This is a genomic window from Streptomyces sp. WM6378 (assembly GCF_001279695.1).
Taxonomy (GTDB): Bacteria; Actinomycetota; Actinomycetes; order Streptomycetales; family Streptomycetaceae; genus Streptomyces.
On record NZ_LGDD01000234.1, the window covers coordinates 49,340 to 69,819 of the forward strand.

Sequence of the window (20,480 nt, forward strand, 5' to 3'; positions counted from 1 at the left end):
TCACCGCCCCCGTGCCCTCCTGAATCCCTGCCTACTTGGAGTCTGGTCATGAGCATGACAAAGGATGACGCCGAGCTCCGGGAGTTCGGCTACAGACCCGAACTCAAACGCACCCTCGGCAATTTCCACACGTTCGCCGCAGGCATCAGCTACATCTCGATCCTCACCGGCACCTTCCAGTTGTTCTACTTCGGCTTCGGCTTCGGCGGGCCCGCCTACTGGTGGTCCTGGCCGCTGGTCTTCGTCGGCCAGCTGATGGTCGCGCTGTGCTTCGCCGAACTCGCCGCCAAGTACCCGGTGGCCGGCTCGGTCTACAACTGGGCCAAGAAGCTCGGCGGCCCGCACGTGGGCTGGCTGGCCGGCTGGATGATGCTGGTCGCCTCGATCGTGTCGATCGCCGCCGTGGCGCTGGCCTACCAGGCGACCCTGCCGCAGATCTCCAAGGCCTTCCAGATCGTGGGCGACGGCACCGGCACCTACGACGTCGCCACCAACGCCGTGATCCTCGCCGCGGTGCTCATCCTCTTCACCACCCTGGTCAACGCGTTCGGCGTCAAGCTGATGGCCCGCATCAACACGGCGGGCGTCTTCCTCGAACTCGTCGCCACCGTCGTCCTGATCGTCCTGTTCGCCGTCCACGTCGTACGCGGCCCCTCCGTCGTGCTCGACACCCACGGCCACGGCGGCAGCGGCAGCTTCGGCTACATGGGCGCCTTCCTCACCGCGGCGCTCGCCTCCGCCTACGTGATGTACGGCTTCGACACGGCCGCCTCCCTCGGCGAGGAGTCCGTCGACCCGTCCCGCAACGCGCCGCGCGCGATCCTGCGGGCGCTGCTCGCCTCGTTCGTGCTCGGCGGCCTGATCCTGATCCTCGCCCTGATGAGCGTCAGCAGCCTCGACGGCAAGGGCATCACCACCGACGGCCTCCAATACGTCGTGCTCGACGTGCTCGGCGACACCGGCGGCAAGCTGATGCTCTGGTGCGTCCTGATCGCGGTCACCGTGTGCGCGCTCGCCGTGCACACCGCGGCCATCCGCCTGGCGTTCGCGATGTCCCGGGACAACAACCTGCCCGCCGCGTCCCTGATGGCGAAGGTCAGCCCGCGCTTCAAGACCCCGGTGGCGCCCGCCGTCGTCATCGGCGTACTCGCCCTGGTGATCCTCCTGGTGAACATCCGCCAACCGCAGATCTTCTCGGTGGTCACCAGCATCGGCATCATCATGATCTACGTCGCCTACCTCCTGGTCACCGCGCCCATGCTGGTCGCCCGGCTGCGCGGCAAGTGGACCCCGGCCGGCGACGGCAAGTTCTCGCTGGGCCGCTGGGGCCTGCCGGTGAACATCGTCGGCGTCGTGTGGGGCGGCTTCATGACCGTCAACCTCGCCTGGCCGCGCGCCGAGGTCTACAACGCCACCGCCCCCTACCACTGGTACCTGCGCTGGGGCGCCTTCCTCTTCGTCGGAGCCGTCCTGCTCGGCGGCTTCGCCTACTACTGGTTCGTCCAGCGCCACCGCACCGGCGTCCTCGCGAGCCATGCCGCATCGGAAACCGAAAGTGAGTCAGACACCCATGTCCACACAGCCCACTGAATCCCCCGTCCGCACCGAGGAGTTCGACTACGTCGTCGTCGGCGGCGGCACGGCGGGCAACGTGGTCGCGGCCCGGCTCAGCGAGGACCCGTCGGTCACGGTGTGCGTCCTGGAGGCAGGTCCCTCCGACGTCGGCGACGACAACGTCCTCAAGCTCGACCGCTGGATGGGCCTGCTCGAATCCGGCTACGACTGGGACTACCCCGTCGAGCCGCAGTCCCACGGCAACAGCTTCATGCGGCACGCCCGCGCCAAGGTGCTCGGCGGCTGCTCCTCGCACAACTCGTGCATCGCCTTCTGGGCGCCCGCCGAGGACCTCAACGCCTGGGAGGCGGCGGGATGTTCGGGCTGGGGAGCCGCCGACATCTTCCCGCTGTACCAGCGCCTTGAGACCAACGACGCCCCCGGCGACCACCACGGCCGCAGCGGCCCGGTGAAGATCCGGAACGTCAAGTCGGCCGACCCGTGCGGCGCGGCCCTTCTGGAGGCGTGCGCCCAACAGGGCATCCCCACCACGCAGTTCAACGACGGCCGGACCGTGATCCGCGGGGCCAACTGGTTCCAGATCAACTCGGACGAGAACAACATCCGCCAGTCGTCCTCGGTGGCCTACCTCCACCCCGTGATGGACAAGCGCCCCAACCTCGTCGTGCGCACCGGGGTGCGTGCCAAGAAGCTCCTCATCGACGCCAACCGCCGCTGCACCGGCGCCGAGTACCTCGACCCGGACCTCATCCACACCCGCACCGTCACCGCGCGGCGCGAGGTCATCGTGTCCTGCGGCTCGATCGACACCCCGAAGCTGCTCATGCTGTCCGGCATCGGCCCCGCGGCCCACCTGCGCGAGGTGGGCGTGGACGTCCTGGTCGACGCCCCCGGCGTCGGCGAGAACCTCCAGGACCACCCCGAGGGCGTCATCATGTGGGAGGCCAAGCAGCCCATGACGACGGCCTCCACCCAGTGGTGGGAGATCGGTATCTTCGCGGACACCGAACCCGGCCTTGAGCGCCCGGACCTGATGTTCCACTACGGCCAGGTGCCGTTCGACATGAACACCGCCCGGTACGGCTACCCGACCACCGAGAACGCGTTCTGCCTCACCCCCAACGTGACGCAGGCCAAGTCGCGCGGCACCGTACGCCTTCGCACCCGCGACTACCGCGACAAGCCGATGGTCGACCCCCGCTACTTCACGCACGAGCACGACGAGCGGGTCATGACGTACGGCCTGAAGCTGGCCCGCCAGATCGCGGCGCAGCCCGCGCTGAGCGGCTGGGCGGGCGCCGAGCTGGCCCCGGGCCCGGACGTGCGCACGGACGACGAGCTGCTCGACTACATCCGCAAGACCCACAACACCGTCTACCACCCCGCCTCGACGGTGAAGATGGGCGCCGACGACGACGCCATGGCGCCCGTGGACGCCCGGCTGCGCGTCAAGGGCATCGACGGACTGCGGGTCTGCGACGGATCGGTCATGCCGGAGCTCGTCACCGTCAACCCGTGCATCACCACGATGGCGATCGGCGAGAAGTGCGCCGACCTCCTGAAGGCCGACGCGCGCTGACGCCCGCCGACCGGTTCCGGGCCCCCGCACAGCGGCCCGGAACCGGTCCTAGGCCGGTGGCAGCAGGGGCCCGCAGTCCCACTGCTGGAAGATCAGCCGGGTCTCCACCCGGGCCACCTCCGGCCGCGAGGTGAACTCGTCCAGGACGAGCCGCTGGAGATCCGCGGTGTCGGCGACGGTCACATGCACCAGGTAGTCGTCCGGGCCGGTCAGGTGGAACAGCGACCGGGACTCCGGCAGCGCCCTGACCCGTTCCACGAACGGACCGATCAGACCGCGCCGGTGCGGACGCACCTGCACGGAGAGCAGCGCCTGGAGCCCCCGGCCCAGTTTGGCCGGATCCACGCGCAGCTGATAGCCCAGGATCACCCCGGTCCGCCGCAGCCGCGCGACGCGGTCCAGGCAGGTGGAGGGCGCCACGCCGACCTCGGCGGCGAGATCGCGGTAGGTCGTGCGGGCATCGTTCTGCAGAAGGCGCAGAATGTGCAGATCCACCGGGTCCAGTACGACGGATTCAGCCATGGCCCGAACGTAACACGGGGTACGGCGCCCGGGGCCCGGTGACTGTTCACAGTGGCCCCATGGACGCCGACACCACACCTGTGGACGCCTCAACCGTGGACACCCTCGCCGTGCACGCGGGCCGCGAAGACCTCGCCGCCCTCGGCCTGCACGCCCCGCCGATCGACCTGTCGACCACCTACCCCTCGTACGACAGCCGGGGCGAAGCGGCCAGGATCGACGCCTTCGCCGCCACCGGCGAGGCACCCGAGGGCCCGCCGGTCTACGGCCGGCTCGGCAACCCGACCGTCGCCCGCTTCGAGACGGCCCTGGCCCGCCTGGAGGACACCGAGGCGGCCGTCGCCTTCGCCAGCGGCATGGCGGCCCTGTCGGCCGTGCTGCTCGCCCAGCACGCCACGGGCCTGCGCCACGTCGTCGCCGTGCGCCCCCTGTACGGCTGCAGCGACCACCTCCTGACCGCCGGGCTGCTCGGCAGCGAGGTCACCTGGACCGACCCGGCGGGCGTCGCGGACGCGATCCGTCCCGACACCGCCCTGGTCATGGTGGAGACCCCGGCCAACCCGACCCTGGCCGAGGTCGACCTGAAGGCGCTCGCCGAGGCCTGTGGCACGGTGCCGCTGCTCGTCGACAACACCTTCGCGACCCCGGTGCTCCAGCGCCCCGCACACAGCGGCGCCCGCCTCGTCCTGCACAGCGCGACCAAATACCTCGGCGGCCACGGGGACGTGCTCGGCGGGGTCGTCGCCTGCGACGAGGCCTTCGCCCGCAGACTGCGCCAGATCCGCTTCGCCACCGGCGGCGTCCTGCACCCGCTCGCCGGCTACCTGCTGCTGCGGGGCCTCGCCACCCTGCCCGTCCGGGTGCGCGCCGCCTCGGCGACCGCCGCCGAACTCGCGGCCCGCCTGGCCGCCGACCCGCGCGTGCTGCGCGTCCACTACCCGAAGGTGGGCGGCGCCATGGTGGCCTTCGAGACGCTCACCGACCCGCACGACGTGATCGCCCGGGTCCGCCTGATCACCCCGGCCGTCAGCCTCGGCAGCGTCGACTCCCTCATCCAGCACCCGGCGTCGATCAGCCACCGCATCGTGCCCGAGGACGACCGCGCCTCCTCCGGCGTCAGCGACCGGCTGCTGCGCATGTCGGTCGGCCTGGAGGACGTCGAGGACCTGTGGCGCGACCTCGACCGGGCACTGGGATCCGACTTCTCAACTCTGGCCGTGCGTACGGGAGTTCACGCCACCGAGGAGACTCGGCTCGCCGACGCCTGAGCGGACGGACCGGGCGAAGGGGCCTCAGCGGGACGTCTTGTTCCGGGTGAACTCGTCCTTGCTGCCGAAGCCGTTCCAACTGACCTCCAGGGTGGAGCCGTTGAGCCTGGCCGTGCCCTTGGTGCGGGTCGTGTTGCCGTCCGGGCACTTGAGGAGCAGCGTCGCCGTACCGGCGGCGCTGCTCGCCGTTCCGTTGCACAGGTGCTCGCCGAGTACGGACGCGTTCTTTCCCTTGATGACGAGGGCGACGGGCTTGCCCTGGGTGACGGCCACCCAGTCGCCGTCGATACCGCCGGCCGCCGGTGAGGTGCCATGTCCCTTGCCCTGAGCGGGAGTTGAGGGGATGCCCGGACCGCCGGGCGTCTTGGCGGGGGAACTGCTCGCCGCCGGAGCCCTGCCCGACGACGGCTTGTCGGAGGCCTTGTCCGAGCCGCCGCTGCTGCACCCCGAGGCGAGAAGGACGCCGGCGAGCCCCACGGAGGCGAGGCCGGTGGTACGCAAGAACCTGTGCACTGCTGATCGTCCCCCTGCGAGCGATTTCCGGACGTGTCAAGCTACCAGCCGCCCGTCCCGCGTACGTGAACTTCTTCCGTACCTGAACTCTTGACGGGCCCGCCAGGGGCTCCTAACTTCACACCTTGAAGAAAGCCGTGAACCCCTCGCGTCACTCGTGACGCCCTCCCCGCACCTCGTAACTCCTCCCGTACACCCCCCACTTACTCCGTGCACCCCGCGGTACAGGATGGACGTATGAGAACTTCCGGATCCCCCACCCGGCCCCCGCACGCCAGAACCCGGACCACCCCGCTGCTCGCCCTCGGCGCCCTGCTCGCCTCCTTCGTGTCCGCGACCGCCCTCGCCCCCACCGCGCAGGCCGCCGCGCTGCCCACGGGCTGGGTCACGGTGGCCGCCAGGCACAGCGGCAAGTGCGTGGACGCGGCCGCGGCGGGCACCGCCGACGGCACGGCCGTCCAGCAGTACGCCTGCAACGCGAGCGCCGCACAGCAGTGGCGGTTCGAGCCGACCGGCGACGGCTATGTGCGCGTCGACAACCGCAACGACGCGAGCAAGGCGTGGGACGTCACGGACGTCTCGACCGCCGACTCGGCTCCGGTCCAGCTGTGGTCGTACAGCGGCGGCGCCAACCAGCAGTGGCTGCCGGTCCAAGAGGCGGGCGGCGCTTACCACTTCGTCAACCGCAACAGCGGCAAGTGCCTGGACGTGCCGGGCGCCTCGACGGCGGACGGCGCCCGCATCCAGCAGTACGCCTGCAACGGCACCGCGGCCCAGTCCTTCAGCCTGGACGCCTCGGGCGACCCCCAACCACCCGCCGGGACACCGGACTTCGGGCCGAACGTCACGGTCTTCGACCCGTCGATGTCCGCCTCCACCATCCAGGGCCGGCTCAACCAGGTCTTCGCCCAGCAGGAGAAGAACCAGTTCGGCGCGCAGCGCTACGCCCTGCTCTTCAAGCCCGGCACGTACTCTGCCGACGCCAACGTGGGCTTCTACACCCAGGTCGCAGGTCTCGGACTCTCCCCGGACGACGTCACCATCAACGGAGCCGTGCACGCCGAAGCCGACTGGTTCCAGGGCAACGCCACCCAGAACTTCTGGCGCTCCGCCGAGAACCTGTCGGTCAACCCCACGGGCGGCAGCGACCGTTGGGCCGTCTCGCAGGCAGCGCCGTACCGCCGCATGCACGTGCGCGGTGACCTCCAGCTCGACGACGGCGGCTGGTCCAGCGGCGGGTTCATCGCCGACTCGAAGATCGACGGACAGGTGCGGTCGGGCTCGCAGCAGCAGTGGCTCTCGCGCGACAGCCAGTGGGGCAGCTGGAACGGCGCCAACTGGAACATGGTGTTCGTCGGCGACGTCAACGCCCCCGCCAACAGCTTTCCCAACCCGCCGTACACCACGGTCGCGCAGTCACCCGTGACCCGCGAGAAGCCCTTCCTGTACGTGGACGGCGCCGGCGCGTACAAGGTGTTCGTGCCCGCCCTGCGGACCAACACCCAGGGCACGACCTGGGCGGGCGGCAACCAGCCCGGCGGCTCGCTCGGCATCGACACCTTCTTCATAGTGAAGCCGGGCGCCACCGCCGGTGACATCAACCAGGCACTCGCCCAGGGCAAGAACCTGCTGGTCACACCCGGTGTCTACCACCTCGACCAGACCCTCGACGTAACCCGGCCCGACACCGTCGTGCTCGGCCTCGGACTCGCCACCCTCGTCCCCGACAACGGCATCACCGCGATGGACGTGGCCGACGTGGACGGCGTGAACGTGGCCGGCCTGCTCATCGACGCGGGCACCACCAACTCGGGGACGCTGATGCGGGTCGGCCCGAGCGGCGCGACCGCCCGGCACAGCGCCGACCCGACCTCGCTGCACGACGTGTTCTTCCGCATCGGCGGCGCAGGCGTCGGCAAGGCGACACAGAGCCTCGTCGTCAACAGTGCGGACGTCATCGGCGACCACATGTGGCTGTGGCGGGCCGACCACGGCAGCGGCGTCGGCTGGACCAGCAACACCGCCGCCAACGGCCTGATCGTGAACGGTGACAACGTCACCATGTACGGCCTGTTCGTCGAGCATTACCAGCAGCACCAGGTCCTCTGGAACGGGAACGGCGGCCGCACCTACTTCTTCCAGAACGAGATGCCGTACGACCCGCCCGGCCAGGGCTCCTGGATGAACGGCTCGACGCGCGGCTACGACGCGTACAAGGTGGCGGGCAATGTGACCAGCCACGAGGCCTGGGGGCTCGGCAGCTACTGCTACTTCAGCGCCGACCCCTCGGTGGTCGCCGACCGGGCCTTCGAGGCGCCCAACGCGTCCGGGATCCGCTTCCACGACATGGTGACGGTGTCCCTCGGCGGCACCGGAACCATCGGCCATGTCATCAACAACAGCGGGGGACCCTCCAACTCCGCGAGCAATGTGGCCGACCTGGTCTCGGGACCGTAGCGGCCCCGGTCAGGAGTCGAGGGTGATCCGGACGGCCACCGTGCCGCTCGTGCCGCGCCGCAGCCGGCTGCCGAGCAGGGTGAGCCGTCCGAGCACCCCGTACTTGCGGCGCAGCAGCGCCCGGCAGGCGTCGGTGGCGGCCGCGTCGCAGATCACGGCCGTCGCCGGGTGCTGCTCGCCGGTGGGGTTGCCGCGCACGTCGCAGGGCCCGGCGAGCACCTCGGGCCGGTTGCGGATGCGCTTGACCTTCCAGGAGTCGCTCACCGTCCAGATGACCAGGGCGTCGCCGTCCCGGACGACCCACACCGGGGTGGCGACGGCCGTGCCGTCCTTCTTGTAGCTCGTGACGAGCAGGTACTTACCGGCGCCGAGCCGGTCCAGCACGTCGGAAGTCATGACGCCATCCTCAAGGTCGGCGAAGCGAAGCGGGTGGGAGGCCTTTGTAGCAGGTGAGTGCCTGTCCCCTGGTGAGACACCCGGCTCCTCGTCCCGGTGGGACACCCGGGCGCGCGGCCGCCCGCCCGGCGCGCGCGGCCCTTGTCCGGAAGCCGACTTGACGCCCCTCGCGACCCGGCGAACCCGCACCGGGGTGCGGGGCGCACTGCGAGGATGGGAAGGCACGCCTTTGTGGTGACAAAGGCAAATCTCCCGTGACGACAGGAGCGGACCGTGGCGACCAGTCCGGACAGCCCGATCGACCCCACCGACCCCTTCAACCCCTCACCGCTCAATCGGCTGCTGTTCGGCCAGGTGTACTCGGCTGCGGTCCGGGCCGTGGCGGTGCACCGCATCGCCGACCAACTGGCCGACGGTCCCCGCACCGTCGAGGATCTCGCCGCGAGCGCCGCTCTGCACGCCGATTCCCTGCGGCGCGTGCTGCGTCTGCTCGCGATGCACGGGCTCTTCAGCCAGGACGAGAAGGGCGCCTTCGCGCTGACCGATTCGGGCGCTGCGCTGCGCACGGACGTGCCCGGCTCGCAGCACGCGGCCGCCATGCTGATCACCGACGAGATGTTCAGCCGGTCCGCAGCCGGAATTCAGGACACTTTGCGCACCGGAAAGACGCCTTTCGAAGCGGCCTACGGGGTGCCGTTCTTCACCCACCTCGCGGGCTCGCCCGCCGAAGGGGAGCTGTTCGACGCCGGGATGGCCTCGATGTCCGGCCGGGTCGACGAACTCGTCGCGGAGAGCTACGCGTTCCCCGGCAGCGGAACCGTGGTCGACGTGGCCGGTGGCCGGGGCGGATTGCTGCGCGCGGTGCTCAGCCGCGAACCCGCCCTGACCGGCGTGCTCTTCGACCAGCCGAACACCGTGTCCGACCACCTGCTCGACACCGAAGAGGTGCGCGGACGCTGGAGCGTGGCGGGCGGCGATTTCTTCTCGGAGGTACCGGCCGGCGGCGACCTCTACTTGCTCAAGCACATCCTGCACGACTGGAACGACGAGGACTGCCTGCGCATTCTCGGCGCGATCCGCCGGGCCGCCGCCCCGGGCAAGCGGCTCCTCGTGGTCGACGCGGTGCTGCCTGACAACGGTGACGCACACCCCGCCGTGGAGCTGGACATCATCATGCTGATGCTGGTGAAGGGACGGGAGCGGACGGCTACGGAGTTCGAGAACCTGCTCACCCGGTCCGGATTCAAGCTGAACCGCATCCTGCCGACCCCGTCGCTGCCGTCGATCATCGAGGCCGAAGCGGTGTGAACGGACTCGGCCGACCGGTCCTCAGAAGGCCGTCGCCAGGTTGCGTACGAAGAGGGCGACGACGCCGATGACGGCGAGGATGATCATCCAGGACACGAAGCCGGTGTGCCGACTCCTGCGCACCGGCTTCGGGGACCGCTTGGCCGCCTTGGCCTTCTTCGGTCTGCCGCGTCTTGGACGCTCGCTCATCGGCGCGGGCCCAGCCGCGGTGTCGGCGAGCAACCTCCGGCAGACGGCGGCGAGTTCACTCGTGCCCTCGGTGAGAGTGGCCACCGCCTCGGAGCGCGCAGGGGCGGTGGTGCCCCCGTCGAGGATCCGGCCCGCGCGGACAAGGACCTGGTCCTGGCCGCCGGTGGGGGAGAGGCTGATCCAGCGCTCCACGTGGGCCCCGCGGATGACCACGGTGCCCGACCGCTCGCGGTACAGGGTGTGCTCCCGCCACAGCAGCGCGGCCAACTCGCCTGCGATGTCCCGTAGTTGCGCGCTCACGCTTCCCCCGTCGTCCCCGGACAATCGAACAAGCATGGCACTCTAGCGGCAGCCGGTGCGCCTCGCGAACCGGCCCCGCCTCATCCCGCCGGTTCGACTTCGAGGTAGTGGTGGCGGCGCGGCCCGCGGTACTCCAGCGCCACCCACCCCAGCGGCCGCAGTACGGCGGCGCAGCGCCGCAGCGACTCGTTCGCCGCGTACTCGGCGCCGCTGCCGGGCGGCCCCAGCCACTCGACGCGGACGCCGGTGGCCCCTTCGGCGGCGCTGACGCGGTAGCCGGTGGCGTACCGCTTGCCGTCCGCGTCGACGGCGGACGGTTCGATGCCCGCCGCCTCCAGGGCCAGCGCGATCGCCCGCACCGGCTGGAGCCGCTCCCACCGCGCCGGTCCCGAGACGTCCATGACCCGGCGGATGTGCAGCAGCCCCTCGAAAGCGGTGCGCACGGCGGCCTCCCGGCCGGCATCCGGGGGCGCCATGGGCCCGTCCCCGGTGGCCGCCTCGAACGGTTCTGTCATCCGCCCCTCCTGAACTCCCAGCACGCTGGCCGACGTCGCACCGTGTCGAGCCGGGATTCACCGCCCGCCGGCGACCCTGAGGATCGCACCGGTGGTGTACGAGGCGTCGGGCGAGAGCAGCCAGGCGACGGCGGCGGCGACCTCGCCGGCCTCGCCGGGGCGGCCGAGGGGGATCGCCGAGGCCATCCTGGCCGGCCGGTCGGGGTCGCCCATCGTCGCGTGCATATCGGTGTCGATGATGCCGGGGGCGACCGCGTTGACCCTGATGCGGTCCTGGCCGAGCTCCTTGGACAGGCCGAGGGTCAGCGCGTCGGCGGCCGCCTTGGACGCGGCGTAGTGCACGTAGTCGCCCGGGCTGCCCAGCGTGGCCGCCGCGGAGGAGATGTTGACGATGGCGCCCCCGCCGTTCGCGGCCATGTCGCGGGCGGCGCGCCGGCAGCAGAGCAGATAGCCGAGGACGTTCACGTCGACGACCTGGCGAAGCACCTCGGTGCTGGTGTCGGTGAGGCGGCCGAGCGGGCCGCTCACTCCGGCGTTGTTGACCAGGCCGGTCACCGGCCCGAGCTCGGCCGCGGCCGTGTCGAACAGCCGCTCCACGTCCGCCTCTTGAGAGGTGTCGACCCGCACGGTGACACAGCGGGCCCCCGCCGCACGCACCGCCTCGGCGATCTCCTGCGCGGCCGCGCCGTTGCTGATGTACCCGAGCGCCAGGTCGTGCCCGTCCGCCGCGAGGCGGACGCAGGTCGCCGCGCCGATTCCCCGACTGCCGCCTGTGACGATGGTGACCGGACGTGACACGTGCTGCCTCCCGCGCTTGCTGGTGTGTGCATGGTTGGACAGCAAGTCCTATCGCACGCGCGGCAGGTCGCCGCCGGGACCCCCACCCGCAAGGTGAACCAGAGGTGGTCCAGACGCGCGGGGGATCCGACAGGAGGGTCCAGGGCTGTGCCCTCTTCGGGACTCACCCCTCGGCTCGGGACTCACCCCTCGGCACAGACCGCCTCGTCCGTGTCCGTCGGCATCGGTCCCTGGGCGGCGTCGAGGCCCTCGGTGAGGGTGGACAGGAGGGTGCGCAGGGTGTGGAAGTCCTCCGGGGGGAGATTGACGGCCCGCGCGATGTGGTGCGGCACGGCCAGCGCGCGCTCGCGCAGGGCCGTGCCCTGTTCCGTGAGGCGGATGGTGACGGAACGCTCGTCCGCCCGGCTGCGGTGCCGCTCCACGAAGCCCGCCGATTCGAGCCGCTTGAGCAGCGGCGACAGCGTCCCCGAGTCGAGCCTCAGCTTCTCGCCGATCCTCTTGACCGGCAGCTCCCCGTGCTCCCAGAGCGTCAGCATCACCAGGTACTGCGGGTACGTGAGCCCCAGGTCCTTCAGGAGCGTGCGGTAGACGCCGTTGAATGCGCGCGAGGCCGCGTGCAGCGAGAAGCAGAGCTGGAGGTCGAGCCGCAGATAGTCCTCGTCGTGCGGGCGGGCGGAGGGCGTGGTCACCATGCGGCCAGGTTAACACGCGCGCCATTTAGTTGTGCACAACTTAATTGTGTGCTTCAGTTGATTCCGGGCAGCCGAGGCTTCCCCGTACGGAGCCGCACCGACTCGGTACGGACGGACACGAGAGGAACCGATCACCATGGACGCGCTCTACACCGCAGTGGCGACCGCCAACGGCCGCGAAGGCCGCACCGTCAGCTCCGACGGCCAGCTCGACCTGCCCCTCGCCTTCCCGCCGGCCCTCGGTGGCAACGGCCAGGGCACCAACCCGGAGCAGCTCTTCGCCGCCGGCTACGCGGCCTGCTTCGCCAGCGCGATGGGCTCCGTCGCCCGCCAGCTGAAGCTCGACGTCAAGGACGTCTCGGTGACCGCCGAGGTGGGCATCGGCAAGGACCCCGCCGACGGCGGTTTCGGCATCGGTGTCGTCATGCGCGTCGAGCTCCCCGGGCACCTGGAGGGCGAGAGCGGCGCGAAGCTCGTCGAGCTGACCCACGCGGCCTGCCCCTACTCGAAGGCGACCCGCGGCAACATCCCGTTCGAGATCGTCATCGAGTAGCGGCCCGCGCGCCGCGGTCAGGCGCGCTCGGCCAGCAGGCCGCGGTACCACGCCAGGGTGGCGTCGAGGGTGTCGCCCATCGCGATCGGCGCGGTGCGGAACGCGGCCTCGAAGGCCCCCGAGCTCACGATCTGCGGCTCGGTGTGCTGATAGAACATCTCGGCGTACGCGTCCATGAAGACCTGGTCGAACGGGCCGAAGGGGCGCGGCTGGTCGAGCGTCACGATCTTCAGCGGGCGGCCGACCCGGTCCTCGATCATCCCGAGCACCTCACGGGTGGTCACGGCCGATGCCGTCGGGAGGTGCCAGACCCGGCCGTCGCCGTGCGGGCTCTCGCCGAGCGTGGCGAGCCCGGCGGCCACCGCGCGGATGTCGGTGTAGCTGTGCGGGAGGTCGATGTCGCCGAGCGTCAGCACTTCGCCGCCGGTCAGCGCCCCGGGGAAGACGGCCGCGCCGAGCGTCGAGTTGAAGACCCCGGGGCCGACGAAGTCGGCGGACCGGCCGAGCACCACCGAAGCGCGTGCCTCGCGGTGCGCGGCCAGGTACCTGTCGTCGAGCTCGGCGCGCATCCGGCCCTTGTGGGTGGTGGCGCGCCACGGGGTGTCCTCGGTCATGACCTCTCCGTGGGTCTCGCCGTACGGGTAGAGCGTGTCGAGGACGACCAGGCGCGCGCCCTGCGTCTCCACGGCGCCGAGCACGGCTTCCTGGATCCGAGGCATGACCTCGACCTGGAGCTGGTAGGCGACATTGACGCAGTGGTAGACGACCCCGGCTCCGCGCACCGCTGCCGCGGCCCCCTCGGCCGATGCGACGTCACCCTTCAGCCGGTCGACTCCCGCTATCTCGGGGCCGGTTCCCGACCGGTCGACGAGGCGGACCGGGTGGCCGCGGTGCGCGAGCTCGGTGGCCAGGGCCGTGCCGGCCGGGCCCGCGCCGAGAACCACGTGCAGGTTGCTTTCGGTGTGCGACATGTCGATTCCCCTCATGGCCGGGACGGCGTCAGCCCCCGGCTGCGTTATGTGCAGTGGCGTTAGTTAGAGACTATAACTCTGGCGCGTGCTTGACGCAATGAAGAGATGGGTTCGTCAAAGGCGCGCTGTTTCAGGGCAGCCCTGTGCGGCACGGCGCCCCAAAGGGGCGCGGGGAACTGCGCGATCAGCCCCCACCGGCCCGCGGATGAACCACTCCACTCGCCGCGGGGCGCTCGGCCGCGGCCCGGACCTACGCCGCCGGTGCCCCCGGCGGCGTCGTGCCCTCGGCCGATGCCGCGAGCCGCGCGGACAACGGGGCGGCGATGTCCTCCAGGGACTTGCCCTCCGCGTCGATCGCGAGGAACGCGGCCACCACCCCGGCCGCCGTCATCAGCGCCGCGCCGATGCCGAAGGCGATGACGGCGTCGCCGACCACCCCGCTGGACGTCAGCGCCGAGAAGACCAGCGGCCCCGAGATGCCGCCCGCGGCCGTACCGAGCGCATAGAAGAAGGCGATCGCCATCGCGCGCGTCTCCATCGGGAAGATCTCGCTCACCGTGAGGTACGCGGAACTCGCCCCCGCCGACGCGAAGAACAGCACCACACACCAACACGCCGTCATCGTCGTGGCGTTGAGCCACCCCTGGGCGAAGAACCACGCGGTCACGAAGAGCAGAACGCCCGACAGCACATACGTACCGGCGATCATCCTGCGCCGGCCGACCGTGTCGAAGAGCTTGCCGAGCAGCAGCGGGCCCAGGAAGTTGCCGAAGGCGATCACGGCGAAGAAGTAGCCGGTCGTTCCGCTGGAGACGTCGAAGAACTTCACCAGGATCGAGCTGAACCCGAACGTGATCGCGTTGTAGAGGAAGGCCTGCCCGATGAACAGGGCGAAGCCGAGCACCGCCCGCTTGGGGTAGGCCTTGAACAGGGTCCGGGCGATCTCGACGAAGCCCACGCTCTCGCGCTGCTCGATGGTGATCGACCGCCCCGGCGGCGGGAGCCGCTCGCCGGTCTGCTCCTCCACCTCGTGCTCCACGTCGTCGAGCAACTGCTCCGCGCCCTCCTCGCGGCCGTGGATGAACATCCACCGTGGACTCTCCGGTACGTGCCGCCGCACCAGCAGGATCACGAGACCGAGCACGACGCCGAGGGCGAAGGTGAGCCGCCAGCCGACGTTCTCCGGCAGGATGTCGGTGTTGAGCGCGACGACGGAGAGCAGCGCCCCGCCCATCGCGCCCAGCCAGTAGCTCCCGTTGATGATGAGGTCCACCCGGCCGCGGTACTTGCTCGGGATCAGCTCGTCGATGGCGGAGTTGATGGCCGCGTACTCGCCGCCGATGCCGAACCCGGTCAGAAAGCGGAACAGGAAGAACCACCACGCCGAGAAGGACAGCGCGGTCATCGCGGTGGCCGCGAGATACACCGCGAGGGTGACCAGGAACAGCTTCTTGCGCCCGAACCGGTCGGTCAGCCAGCCGAAGAACAGTGCCCCCGCACAGGCCCCCGCCACATACAGCGCGGCGCCAAGGCCTGTGACCTGGGCGTCGGTGATCGCGAGCCCGCTGCCGTGCTCCGAGAGCCGGCTCGCGATGTTCCCGACGACGGTGACTTCGAGCCCGTCCAGGATCCACACGGTGCCGAGACCGATCACGATCATCCAGTGCCAGCGCGACCAGGGCAGCCGGTCCAGCCTCGCCGGCACCTCGGTCGTGATGGTCCGTGGCCCCGGGCCCCGCACCGCGCCGCTCATGAACCGCCTCCTGCCGCCGCGAGCCGAAACCGCACCTGCCGGACGCGAGTACCCGGCGCTCACCGGACATACTCCCCGCAATCGCCCACCCCCAGTCGGACCCGAACAGGTGGCGCGCCCCGCGGCCGGCAGCGGCTCTCAGACGGACGGAACGGGATCCGCGTCCTGGCTCAACTCCAGGGCGGAGAAGGCATGTTGGGCCCAGATGTGACGCGATGTCTCGTGCGGGTACGGCACGGTGTGCGGCTCGGCCGCGAACACGCGGGTCAGCCGGCCCTCGGTGCGGTAGCGGGCCCAGCCCGGGTCGCCGTGCGCCGCGAACGCGGTCCACGCGCTGCCCATCGCCTCCGAGACGGCCACGGCCTCGGCCGGCGGCTCCGCGCCGAGCACCATCGTGGCGATCCCGCCGCGCAGCGTGCCGAACACCAGCGGCACATCGAGCCCGTGGCAGGCACCGAGCACACCGCCCAACGCCGGTGCCCCCCAGGCCAGTTCATAGGTGTACGTGGTGCCGCCGCTCATCGCGTGCGCCTCGGCCAGGTGCAGGCTCGGCATCCGGAACAGCCAGTCCGACATGACCAGGTCCTGCATCGTGGTCGGGTCGGCCTCCGGATGGCCGGCCCGGTAGGCCGCCGCCCCCTCGCGGCCCGGCGCGAACCTCGCCAGGGTGGTGTCGGCCTCCTCCTGGGTGACCTTTCCGTAGCGGCCCGCCATCACCGTGAACAGCCGTGCCTCGTCCCGGGTGTGACCCGCGATCAGTTCGATGTCGCGGCTCCGTCCGGCGCGCAGCGCCTCCCAGGGCGAACGGGGAAGCACCTCGCCGTCGACCACCGGCGCGAACGGGAGGTGGGCGTGGGCGATCCGGCCCCAACGTGCCCCGTACTGCGTGATCTTGCCGAGCACCGCGTCCGCCGCGTCCCGCAGGGCCTTCGGCGACACCGGAGCCAGCGCGTCCCGGGTGGCGGGCAGGCCGAGCTCGCCGGCCACGCTCGCGCCGACGTCCGCGGCCAGCGCCGGACTGAAGACCGTGCCCGGGACGCTCTGCGCCACGGCCCGGTGGAACAGACCGGCCGCCCTGGGCATCGCCAGCAGGGCCGCGATCGCGCCCGCCCCCGCGGACTCGCCGAAGACGGTCACCCGGCCCGGGTCGCCGCCGAACCCCGCGATGTTGTCCCGCACCCACTCCAGGGCGGCGACCTGGTCGAGGAGCGCCCGGTTGGGCACCGCGCCCTCGAAGTGGCCGTACCCCTCGGCGCCCACCCGGTGGTTGAAGGTGACGACGACCGTGCCGCGGCGGGCCAGCGCCGTCCCGTCGTAGGTGGGCCCGTCGGACGAGCCGACCAGGAAGGCCCCGCCGTATATCCACACCATGACGGGCAGCCGGGCCGACCCACTCGGATCCGGCGACCAGACGTTGACCGTCAGCCACTCGTCCGAATCGCTCGGGCTCTCGGGACCCGAGCCGAACCCCAGGCCGAGCGACTGCGGGGGAGTGGGGCCGAACGAGAGGGCCTCGCGTACGCCGTCCCACGGCAGGGCGGGCGCGGGCGGGGCCAGGTGCAGGGGGCCGACGGGCGGCTGGGCGAACGGGATGCCGCGGAAGACGGCCATGCCGTCCGCGACGCGTCCGCGGACGGTTCCGGAGGTCGTACGGATCTCGGGTGCGGGCGTGCGTCCGGTCATGCGATGTCCCTTCTCGGCAGCGGGACTCCACGATACGGAGCCGAGGAGGGGAGGAGAGTGGCGGGTGCAGCATGACGGGCCCCAACTCCGCCTCTGGCATCGGTAGTTGGTGCCAGGCGCGGAGGGGAGCGGCGGGCGGACGGAGCGTGGCCCGCCCGCCCGGCCGGGCTACGGAACTTCGCGCAGGTACAGCGCGCCGCAGGTGTGGCAGAAGGGGTGGGCGCGGTCCGTGCCCCAGGCGTCGTCGGGCTGTTCGTCGGCGCCCTCGACCAAGTCGTGTCCGCACATGGCCTGTTTCTCGTCGCCGCGGACCATGTGCCATTCCTTCAGGGTGTCGCCGTCGGGTCTTTCGGCAACGATGCGATGGCGCACTGGTGACTCCTCATCCGTATCGGGCCGCGCCCGGCCGCCCGGCCGCGGACGCCGGGTACGCCCCGGCCTTTCGACACTGTCACCGGTACCGCGCCGACGCATGCGGAACACCCGCCGAAGGTGACACGGCGGCTGTCATCGCGCGGCGTGTTCCATGAGCGCCCCGGCCGTGGTTCGGGTCCGGCGGGCCGGGGCGGGCCCGGACGCGGCCGTCGGCTCGTTTACGAGTGCCGATCGACGAGGCGGACCGCCGCCTGCGCTGATCCGGCGGACGGCCGCTACGCCCAGTCGACGCCCAGCTGGGCGAGCGCGCTGCGCTGGGTGTGGCTGAGCCCGGCGCGCCGGGTCTTGGTGTTCGAGTACCAGATGCCCAGTTTCACGACGGTGCCGTCCGGCAGCGTCTCCTCGTGCCCCCGGGGAATGGTGGTGCGGGCTTCCCGTTGGACGTACTGCCCGAGCGCCGCGAGGCCGCGGGTGAAGGCGGCCGACGCCTTGCCCGTGCCGGTCTTCGCGCCCGGGCGGGGCGGTTTCGCGGGCCTGAGGCCGAGCGCGGAGAGCCGTTCCCGCTGGGCCTCGGACAGGGCGCGCCAGTCCTGCCGCTGCCGCTCGGCCCAGCGCCCGAGGTCGTCGCCGTCGAAGGTCACCCCGGGCCGGATGTCGGGAAGGGAGCCGTCGGCGGCCACGAGGTCGCGCAGCACGGCGTACTGCCGCTGCCAGTCGAGGGGCCAGGGGCAGTTCCAGTCGGGGTCGATCGCGGCCAGCTGGGCCGCCCGGCGCCCCGCCCGCTCCGGGTCCTTGCCGAGCCCGCCCGTCCGGCGCAGATTGGCCAGGTGCTGCCCGACCGGCTCGTCCAGCCAGACGGCGTCCTGGCGGGGCGCCAGATGGTCGTGGGCGCGGTGGAAGGCGCGGAACGCCGCGAGCTTGCCCTCCCACGCCTCGTCGCCCGGCTCCCAGACCATCCCCGCCTCGTCGAGCTGGAACTTGCGGTGCTCGTCGAGTTCGCCGGTCCGCAGCGCCCGCCGCTGCTGGGCGACCCACCGGCCGAGCGGGAACCGGGTCACGCCCAGGGCGACTTCGGTGTCGTACGGGACGGACACGAGCCCGGTGTGGTGGTGCTCGGCGCGCCAGCGGCGCAGCGCGTTCAGCCCCTCCAGCCACACCAGCGACTCGGGGCGGTAGACCCGGGTGCGCAGGAACGCGGCGACGGTGGCCGGGTCGCGCGGCGTCGAGAAGCGCAGGAGCGGGTTCGCGGCGTCGTCGGGGGACTCGACGATCCGGCCCCGGCTGTCGCGGCGCAGGCGCGGGTGGCGGCCGCCGTCGGCCGCGCGGGTCAGCGCGTGCGAGGCGAGCTGCTCGACGAGCCGCTCGTCGTGCGAGCGCAGCCCCTGCAGGACGGCCACGAGCGGCGCGTAACTCGCCGAGGCGATCATGTCCCGCGGGTCCTCGTCGCGGCCGAGGAAGACGGGCACCAGGATCCGGGCGGTCTTGGTGGTGCCGTCCGGATTGGGCCGCAGCGCCCGGCCGATGTTCTGGACGATCTCGACCTGGGAACCCCGGGTGTCGGCGAAGCAGATCGCCTCCACACCGCGCGCGCCGACGATGTCCACGCCCTCGCCGAGCACCCGGACACTCGCGAGGAACGCGCGGTGCACGCTGCGTCCCTTGGCGTCGGTGCCGTCCGCGAACTGCCGCAGCACATCCCGCCGTTCGGACACCAGATGGTCCCCGCACAGCCACTCGGCCCACACCCGGTCCGCCGGGACGTGGCGGTCCGGTTCGAGCCCGTACGGCTCGGCCTGCGAGGGCGGAAGCTTCGCGGCCCGGCGCCGCGCCCTGGAGCCGACCTCGCTCGTATACAGCTCGGCCGCGGTCTCCGGGAGCCGAGCGGCGAAGGCCTTGGCCTCCTCGACGCGTTGGTGGAACGTCATCACGGTGTGCAGGTCGTGCGCCGCCGCGTGTTCCAGGAGCGCGGTCTGGAGCAGCGCCAGGCGACGGCCCCGCCGCTCCTCCTCCGAGGCCCGGGCGCGCAGCGGCGCGGGGTCGCGGATCTCCAGTACGTCGATCTCGAAACCGGCCAGGATGCCGCGCTCGACGGCCTCGGCGAGCCCGAGCTGGACGATCTGGCGGCCGTAGGTGGCCGAGTCCGTGGTCATGCTGGCGATCTCCTGCTCCCGGCCGTCCTTTCCGCGCGGGGGCCGGGGCGCGGCGAGGATCCGCGGGGTGGCCGTCAGGTACAGCCGCCGGCCGGCCGGGATCCGGTCCTGGTCGTGGACGGCCGCCCAGGGGCGCCCGGTGTCGCCGGCCGTGCGGTGGGCCTCGTCCACCACGGCGAGGTCGAACGGGTCGAGCCGCTGCCCGTACATCAACTCACCGCCCGCCAGGGCCAGTTCGAGCGGACCGGGCACTTTCTCCACCCCGGGCGGGGCCCCTTCGTCGGGGTCGTCCCGCTCCACCAGTGAGGCGTACGTGGCGAGCACGACGACGGGACCCCGCCCGGCCCACAGGGCCAGCTGAATGGGGTTGGTGGTGCACCGCACCCCCAGCCCGTCCAGGACCTCGTCCCTCTCCAGGGAACACACCGCGACCATCGGGGAGCGGTGGCCCACGGCTCGCCAGGCCCGCGCTGTCTGCACCAGGAGGTCGAGGGTGGGCACGAGCACCAGGATCCGGCCGCGCGGGAGCATCTCCAGCGTGGCCGACGCGGCGGTGTAGGTCTTGCCGCTGCCCGTCGCCGACACGACGGTGGCCCGGGCCCCGCCCTTGGGCACGTCGGCGCGCGCCGGGAAGCCGAACTCGGCGAGGATCCGCGCCTTCGCGTCCACCTGGTGCTCACGGAGCCTGATCACGCACGCCCACCGTTCCTCATCGCTGCCTCCGGCCACTTGCGACGTCCGGAGAAGGAAAACTCTAAGCCCCGCCCGCCTGCCGTCCCGTGGCCGAGAGCGGCTCGTCCGTTCGGTGCAGTGCGCAGGATCAAGATCGGTCGCCGGGAGGATTTGCCCGGACCGGGCCCCTTGCGACAGTTGATGCCCAGTT

The 20,480-nt window shown here is 71.6% G+C and carries 18 protein-coding genes; 6 read left to right on the top strand and 12 right to left on the bottom strand.

Annotated features, from left to right (window positions below; all coding sequences use genetic code 11):
* The first annotated feature begins 48 nt into the window (after window positions 1-48).
* Window positions 49-1,590 carry an APC family permease gene (locus ADK54_RS18555; RefSeq protein ID WP_053726760.1) on the top strand — a complete coding sequence of 514 codons (1,542 nt, stop codon included), beginning with the start codon at window positions 49-51 and terminating at the stop codon, window positions 1,588-1,590.
* The gene (locus ADK54_RS18560) at window positions 1,571-3,154 is read left to right on the top strand and encodes a GMC family oxidoreductase (protein WP_053726761.1); all 1,584 of its coding nucleotides are present in this window, start codon (window positions 1,571-1,573) and stop codon (window positions 3,152-3,154) included. Before ADK54_RS18555 ends, ADK54_RS18560 begins: the two co-directional genes overlap by 20 nt.
* A gap of 48 nt (window positions 3,155-3,202) precedes the next feature.
* Here the strand turns inward: ADK54_RS18560 and ADK54_RS18565 are convergent, their stop codons facing one another.
* Window positions 3,203-3,676 (bottom strand): Lrp/AsnC family transcriptional regulator, encoded by a 474-nt coding sequence (locus ADK54_RS18565; RefSeq protein ID WP_053726762.1) that lies wholly within the window; start codon window positions 3,674-3,676, stop codon window positions 3,203-3,205.
* A 59-nt stretch (window positions 3,677-3,735) separates the two neighbouring features.
* Between ADK54_RS18565 and ADK54_RS18570 the strand changes: the two genes are divergently transcribed.
* Window positions 3,736-4,944, top strand: a complete 1,209-nt coding sequence (locus ADK54_RS18570) for a trans-sulfuration enzyme family protein (RefSeq protein WP_053726763.1) — start codon at window positions 3,736-3,738, stop codon at window positions 4,942-4,944.
* Window positions 4,945-4,968: 24 nt separating this feature from the next.
* Here ADK54_RS18570 and ADK54_RS18575 read toward each other — a convergent pair whose 3' ends face one another.
* A complete protein-coding gene (locus tag ADK54_RS18575) occupies window positions 4,969-5,457 on the bottom strand; it encodes a hypothetical protein (RefSeq protein WP_053726764.1) in 489 nt (162 codons plus the stop codon).
* Between the two features lie 237 nt (window positions 5,458-5,694).
* Between ADK54_RS18575 and ADK54_RS18580 the strand changes: the two genes are divergently transcribed.
* Window positions 5,695-7,914: an RICIN domain-containing protein gene (locus ADK54_RS18580; protein ID WP_053726765.1), complete on the top strand. Its 2,220-nt coding sequence runs from the start codon at window positions 5,695-5,697 to the stop codon at window positions 7,912-7,914.
* A gap of 9 nt (window positions 7,915-7,923) precedes the next feature.
* Here ADK54_RS18580 and ADK54_RS18585 read toward each other — a convergent pair whose 3' ends face one another.
* Window positions 7,924-8,310, bottom strand: a complete 387-nt coding sequence (locus ADK54_RS18585) for a PPOX class F420-dependent oxidoreductase (RefSeq protein WP_053726766.1) — start codon at window positions 8,308-8,310, stop codon at window positions 7,924-7,926.
* A gap of 273 nt (window positions 8,311-8,583) precedes the next feature.
* Here ADK54_RS18585 and ADK54_RS18590 point away from each other — a divergent pair, with 273 nt between their 5' ends.
* Complete coding sequence (locus ADK54_RS18590; RefSeq protein ID WP_053726767.1) at window positions 8,584-9,618, top strand: methyltransferase; 1,035 nt, start codon at window positions 8,584-8,586, stop codon at window positions 9,616-9,618.
* A 21-nt stretch (window positions 9,619-9,639) separates the two neighbouring features.
* Here the strand turns inward: ADK54_RS18590 and ADK54_RS18595 are convergent, their stop codons facing one another.
* The 4 genes from ADK54_RS18595 to ADK54_RS18610 form a co-directional block, all read right to left on the bottom strand.
* Window positions 9,640-10,107: a hypothetical protein gene (locus ADK54_RS18595; RefSeq protein WP_199826993.1), complete on the bottom strand. Its 468-nt coding sequence runs from the start codon at window positions 10,105-10,107 to the stop codon at window positions 9,640-9,642.
* A gap of 80 nt (window positions 10,108-10,187) precedes the next feature.
* Window positions 10,188-10,622 (bottom strand): hypothetical protein, encoded by a 435-nt coding sequence (locus ADK54_RS18600; RefSeq protein WP_107090561.1) that lies wholly within the window; start codon window positions 10,620-10,622, stop codon window positions 10,188-10,190.
* A gap of 57 nt (window positions 10,623-10,679) precedes the next feature.
* On the bottom strand, window positions 10,680-11,420 hold the full coding sequence (locus ADK54_RS18605) for an SDR family oxidoreductase (RefSeq protein ID WP_053726768.1): 741 nt from the start codon (window positions 11,418-11,420) through the stop codon (window positions 10,680-10,682).
* 182 nt (window positions 11,421-11,602) lie between these two features.
* The gene (locus tag ADK54_RS18610; RefSeq protein WP_053726769.1) at window positions 11,603-12,112 is read right to left on the bottom strand and encodes a MarR family winged helix-turn-helix transcriptional regulator; all 510 of its coding nucleotides are present in this window, start codon (window positions 12,110-12,112) and stop codon (window positions 11,603-11,605) included.
* A 136-nt stretch (window positions 12,113-12,248) separates the two neighbouring features.
* On the opposite strand from ADK54_RS18610, the gene ADK54_RS18615 reads away from it, so the two are divergent.
* Complete coding sequence (locus tag ADK54_RS18615; protein WP_053726770.1) at window positions 12,249-12,665, top strand: organic hydroperoxide resistance protein; 417 nt, start codon at window positions 12,249-12,251, stop codon at window positions 12,663-12,665.
* Window positions 12,666-12,682: 17 nt separating this feature from the next.
* Here ADK54_RS18615 and ADK54_RS18620 read toward each other — a convergent pair whose 3' ends face one another.
* The 5 genes from ADK54_RS18620 to ADK54_RS18640 all read right to left on the bottom strand — a co-directional run bounded on the left by ADK54_RS18620 (window position 12,683) and on the right by ADK54_RS18640 (window position 20,290).
* Window positions 12,683-13,636, bottom strand: coding sequence for an NAD-dependent epimerase/dehydratase family protein (locus ADK54_RS18620; RefSeq protein ID WP_053726771.1), 954 nt, complete (start codon window positions 13,634-13,636; stop codon window positions 12,683-12,685).
* 250 nt (window positions 13,637-13,886) lie between these two features.
* The gene (locus ADK54_RS18625; RefSeq protein ID WP_053726772.1) at window positions 13,887-15,389 is read right to left on the bottom strand and encodes an MFS transporter; all 1,503 of its coding nucleotides are present in this window, start codon (window positions 15,387-15,389) and stop codon (window positions 13,887-13,889) included.
* A gap of 138 nt (window positions 15,390-15,527) precedes the next feature.
* The gene (locus ADK54_RS18630; protein ID WP_053726773.1) at window positions 15,528-17,072 is read right to left on the bottom strand and encodes a carboxylesterase/lipase family protein; all 1,545 of its coding nucleotides are present in this window, start codon (window positions 17,070-17,072) and stop codon (window positions 15,528-15,530) included.
* A gap of 168 nt (window positions 17,073-17,240) precedes the next feature.
* Window positions 17,241-17,444, bottom strand: coding sequence for a hypothetical protein (locus ADK54_RS18635; protein ID WP_053726774.1), 204 nt, complete (start codon window positions 17,442-17,444; stop codon window positions 17,241-17,243).
* Window positions 17,445-17,722: 278 nt separating this feature from the next.
* A complete protein-coding gene (locus ADK54_RS18640; protein ID WP_053726775.1) occupies window positions 17,723-20,290 on the bottom strand; it encodes a DEAD/DEAH box helicase in 2,568 nt (855 codons plus the stop codon).
* Window positions 20,291-20,480 lie beyond the last annotated feature (190 nt).

Excerpts from the sequence above, each read along its gene's own strand:
- ADK54_RS18555 (WP_053726760.1), top strand. The coding sequence starts at position 49 with ATGAGCATGACAAAGGATGACGCCGAGCTCCGGGAGTTCGGCTACAGA.
- ADK54_RS18560 (WP_053726761.1), top strand. The coding sequence starts at position 1,571 with ATGTCCACACAGCCCACTGAATCCCCCGTCCGCACCGAGGAGTTCGAC.
- ADK54_RS18565 (WP_053726762.1), bottom strand. The coding sequence starts at position 3,676 with ATGGCTGAATCCGTCGTACTGGACCCGGTGGATCTGCACATTCTGCGC.
- ADK54_RS18570 (WP_053726763.1), top strand. The coding sequence starts at position 3,736 with ATGGACGCCGACACCACACCTGTGGACGCCTCAACCGTGGACACCCTC.
- ADK54_RS18580 (WP_053726765.1), top strand. The coding sequence starts at position 5,695 with ATGAGAACTTCCGGATCCCCCACCCGGCCCCCGCACGCCAGAACCCGG.
- ADK54_RS18585 (WP_053726766.1), bottom strand. The coding sequence starts at position 8,310 with ATGACTTCCGACGTGCTGGACCGGCTCGGCGCCGGTAAGTACCTGCTC.
- ADK54_RS18600 (WP_107090561.1), bottom strand. The coding sequence starts at position 10,622 with ATGACAGAACCGTTCGAGGCGGCCACCGGGGACGGGCCCATGGCGCCC.
- ADK54_RS18610 (WP_053726769.1), bottom strand. The coding sequence starts at position 12,112 with ATGGTGACCACGCCCTCCGCCCGCCCGCACGACGAGGACTATCTGCGG.
- ADK54_RS18615 (WP_053726770.1), top strand. The coding sequence starts at position 12,249 with ATGGACGCGCTCTACACCGCAGTGGCGACCGCCAACGGCCGCGAAGGC.
- ADK54_RS18620 (WP_053726771.1), bottom strand. The coding sequence starts at position 13,636 with ATGTCGCACACCGAAAGCAACCTGCACGTGGTTCTCGGCGCGGGCCCG.
- ADK54_RS18625 (WP_053726772.1), bottom strand. The coding sequence starts at position 15,389 with ATGAGCGGCGCGGTGCGGGGCCCGGGGCCACGGACCATCACGACCGAG.
- ADK54_RS18630 (WP_053726773.1), bottom strand. The coding sequence starts at position 17,072 with ATGACCGGACGCACGCCCGCACCCGAGATCCGTACGACCTCCGGAACC.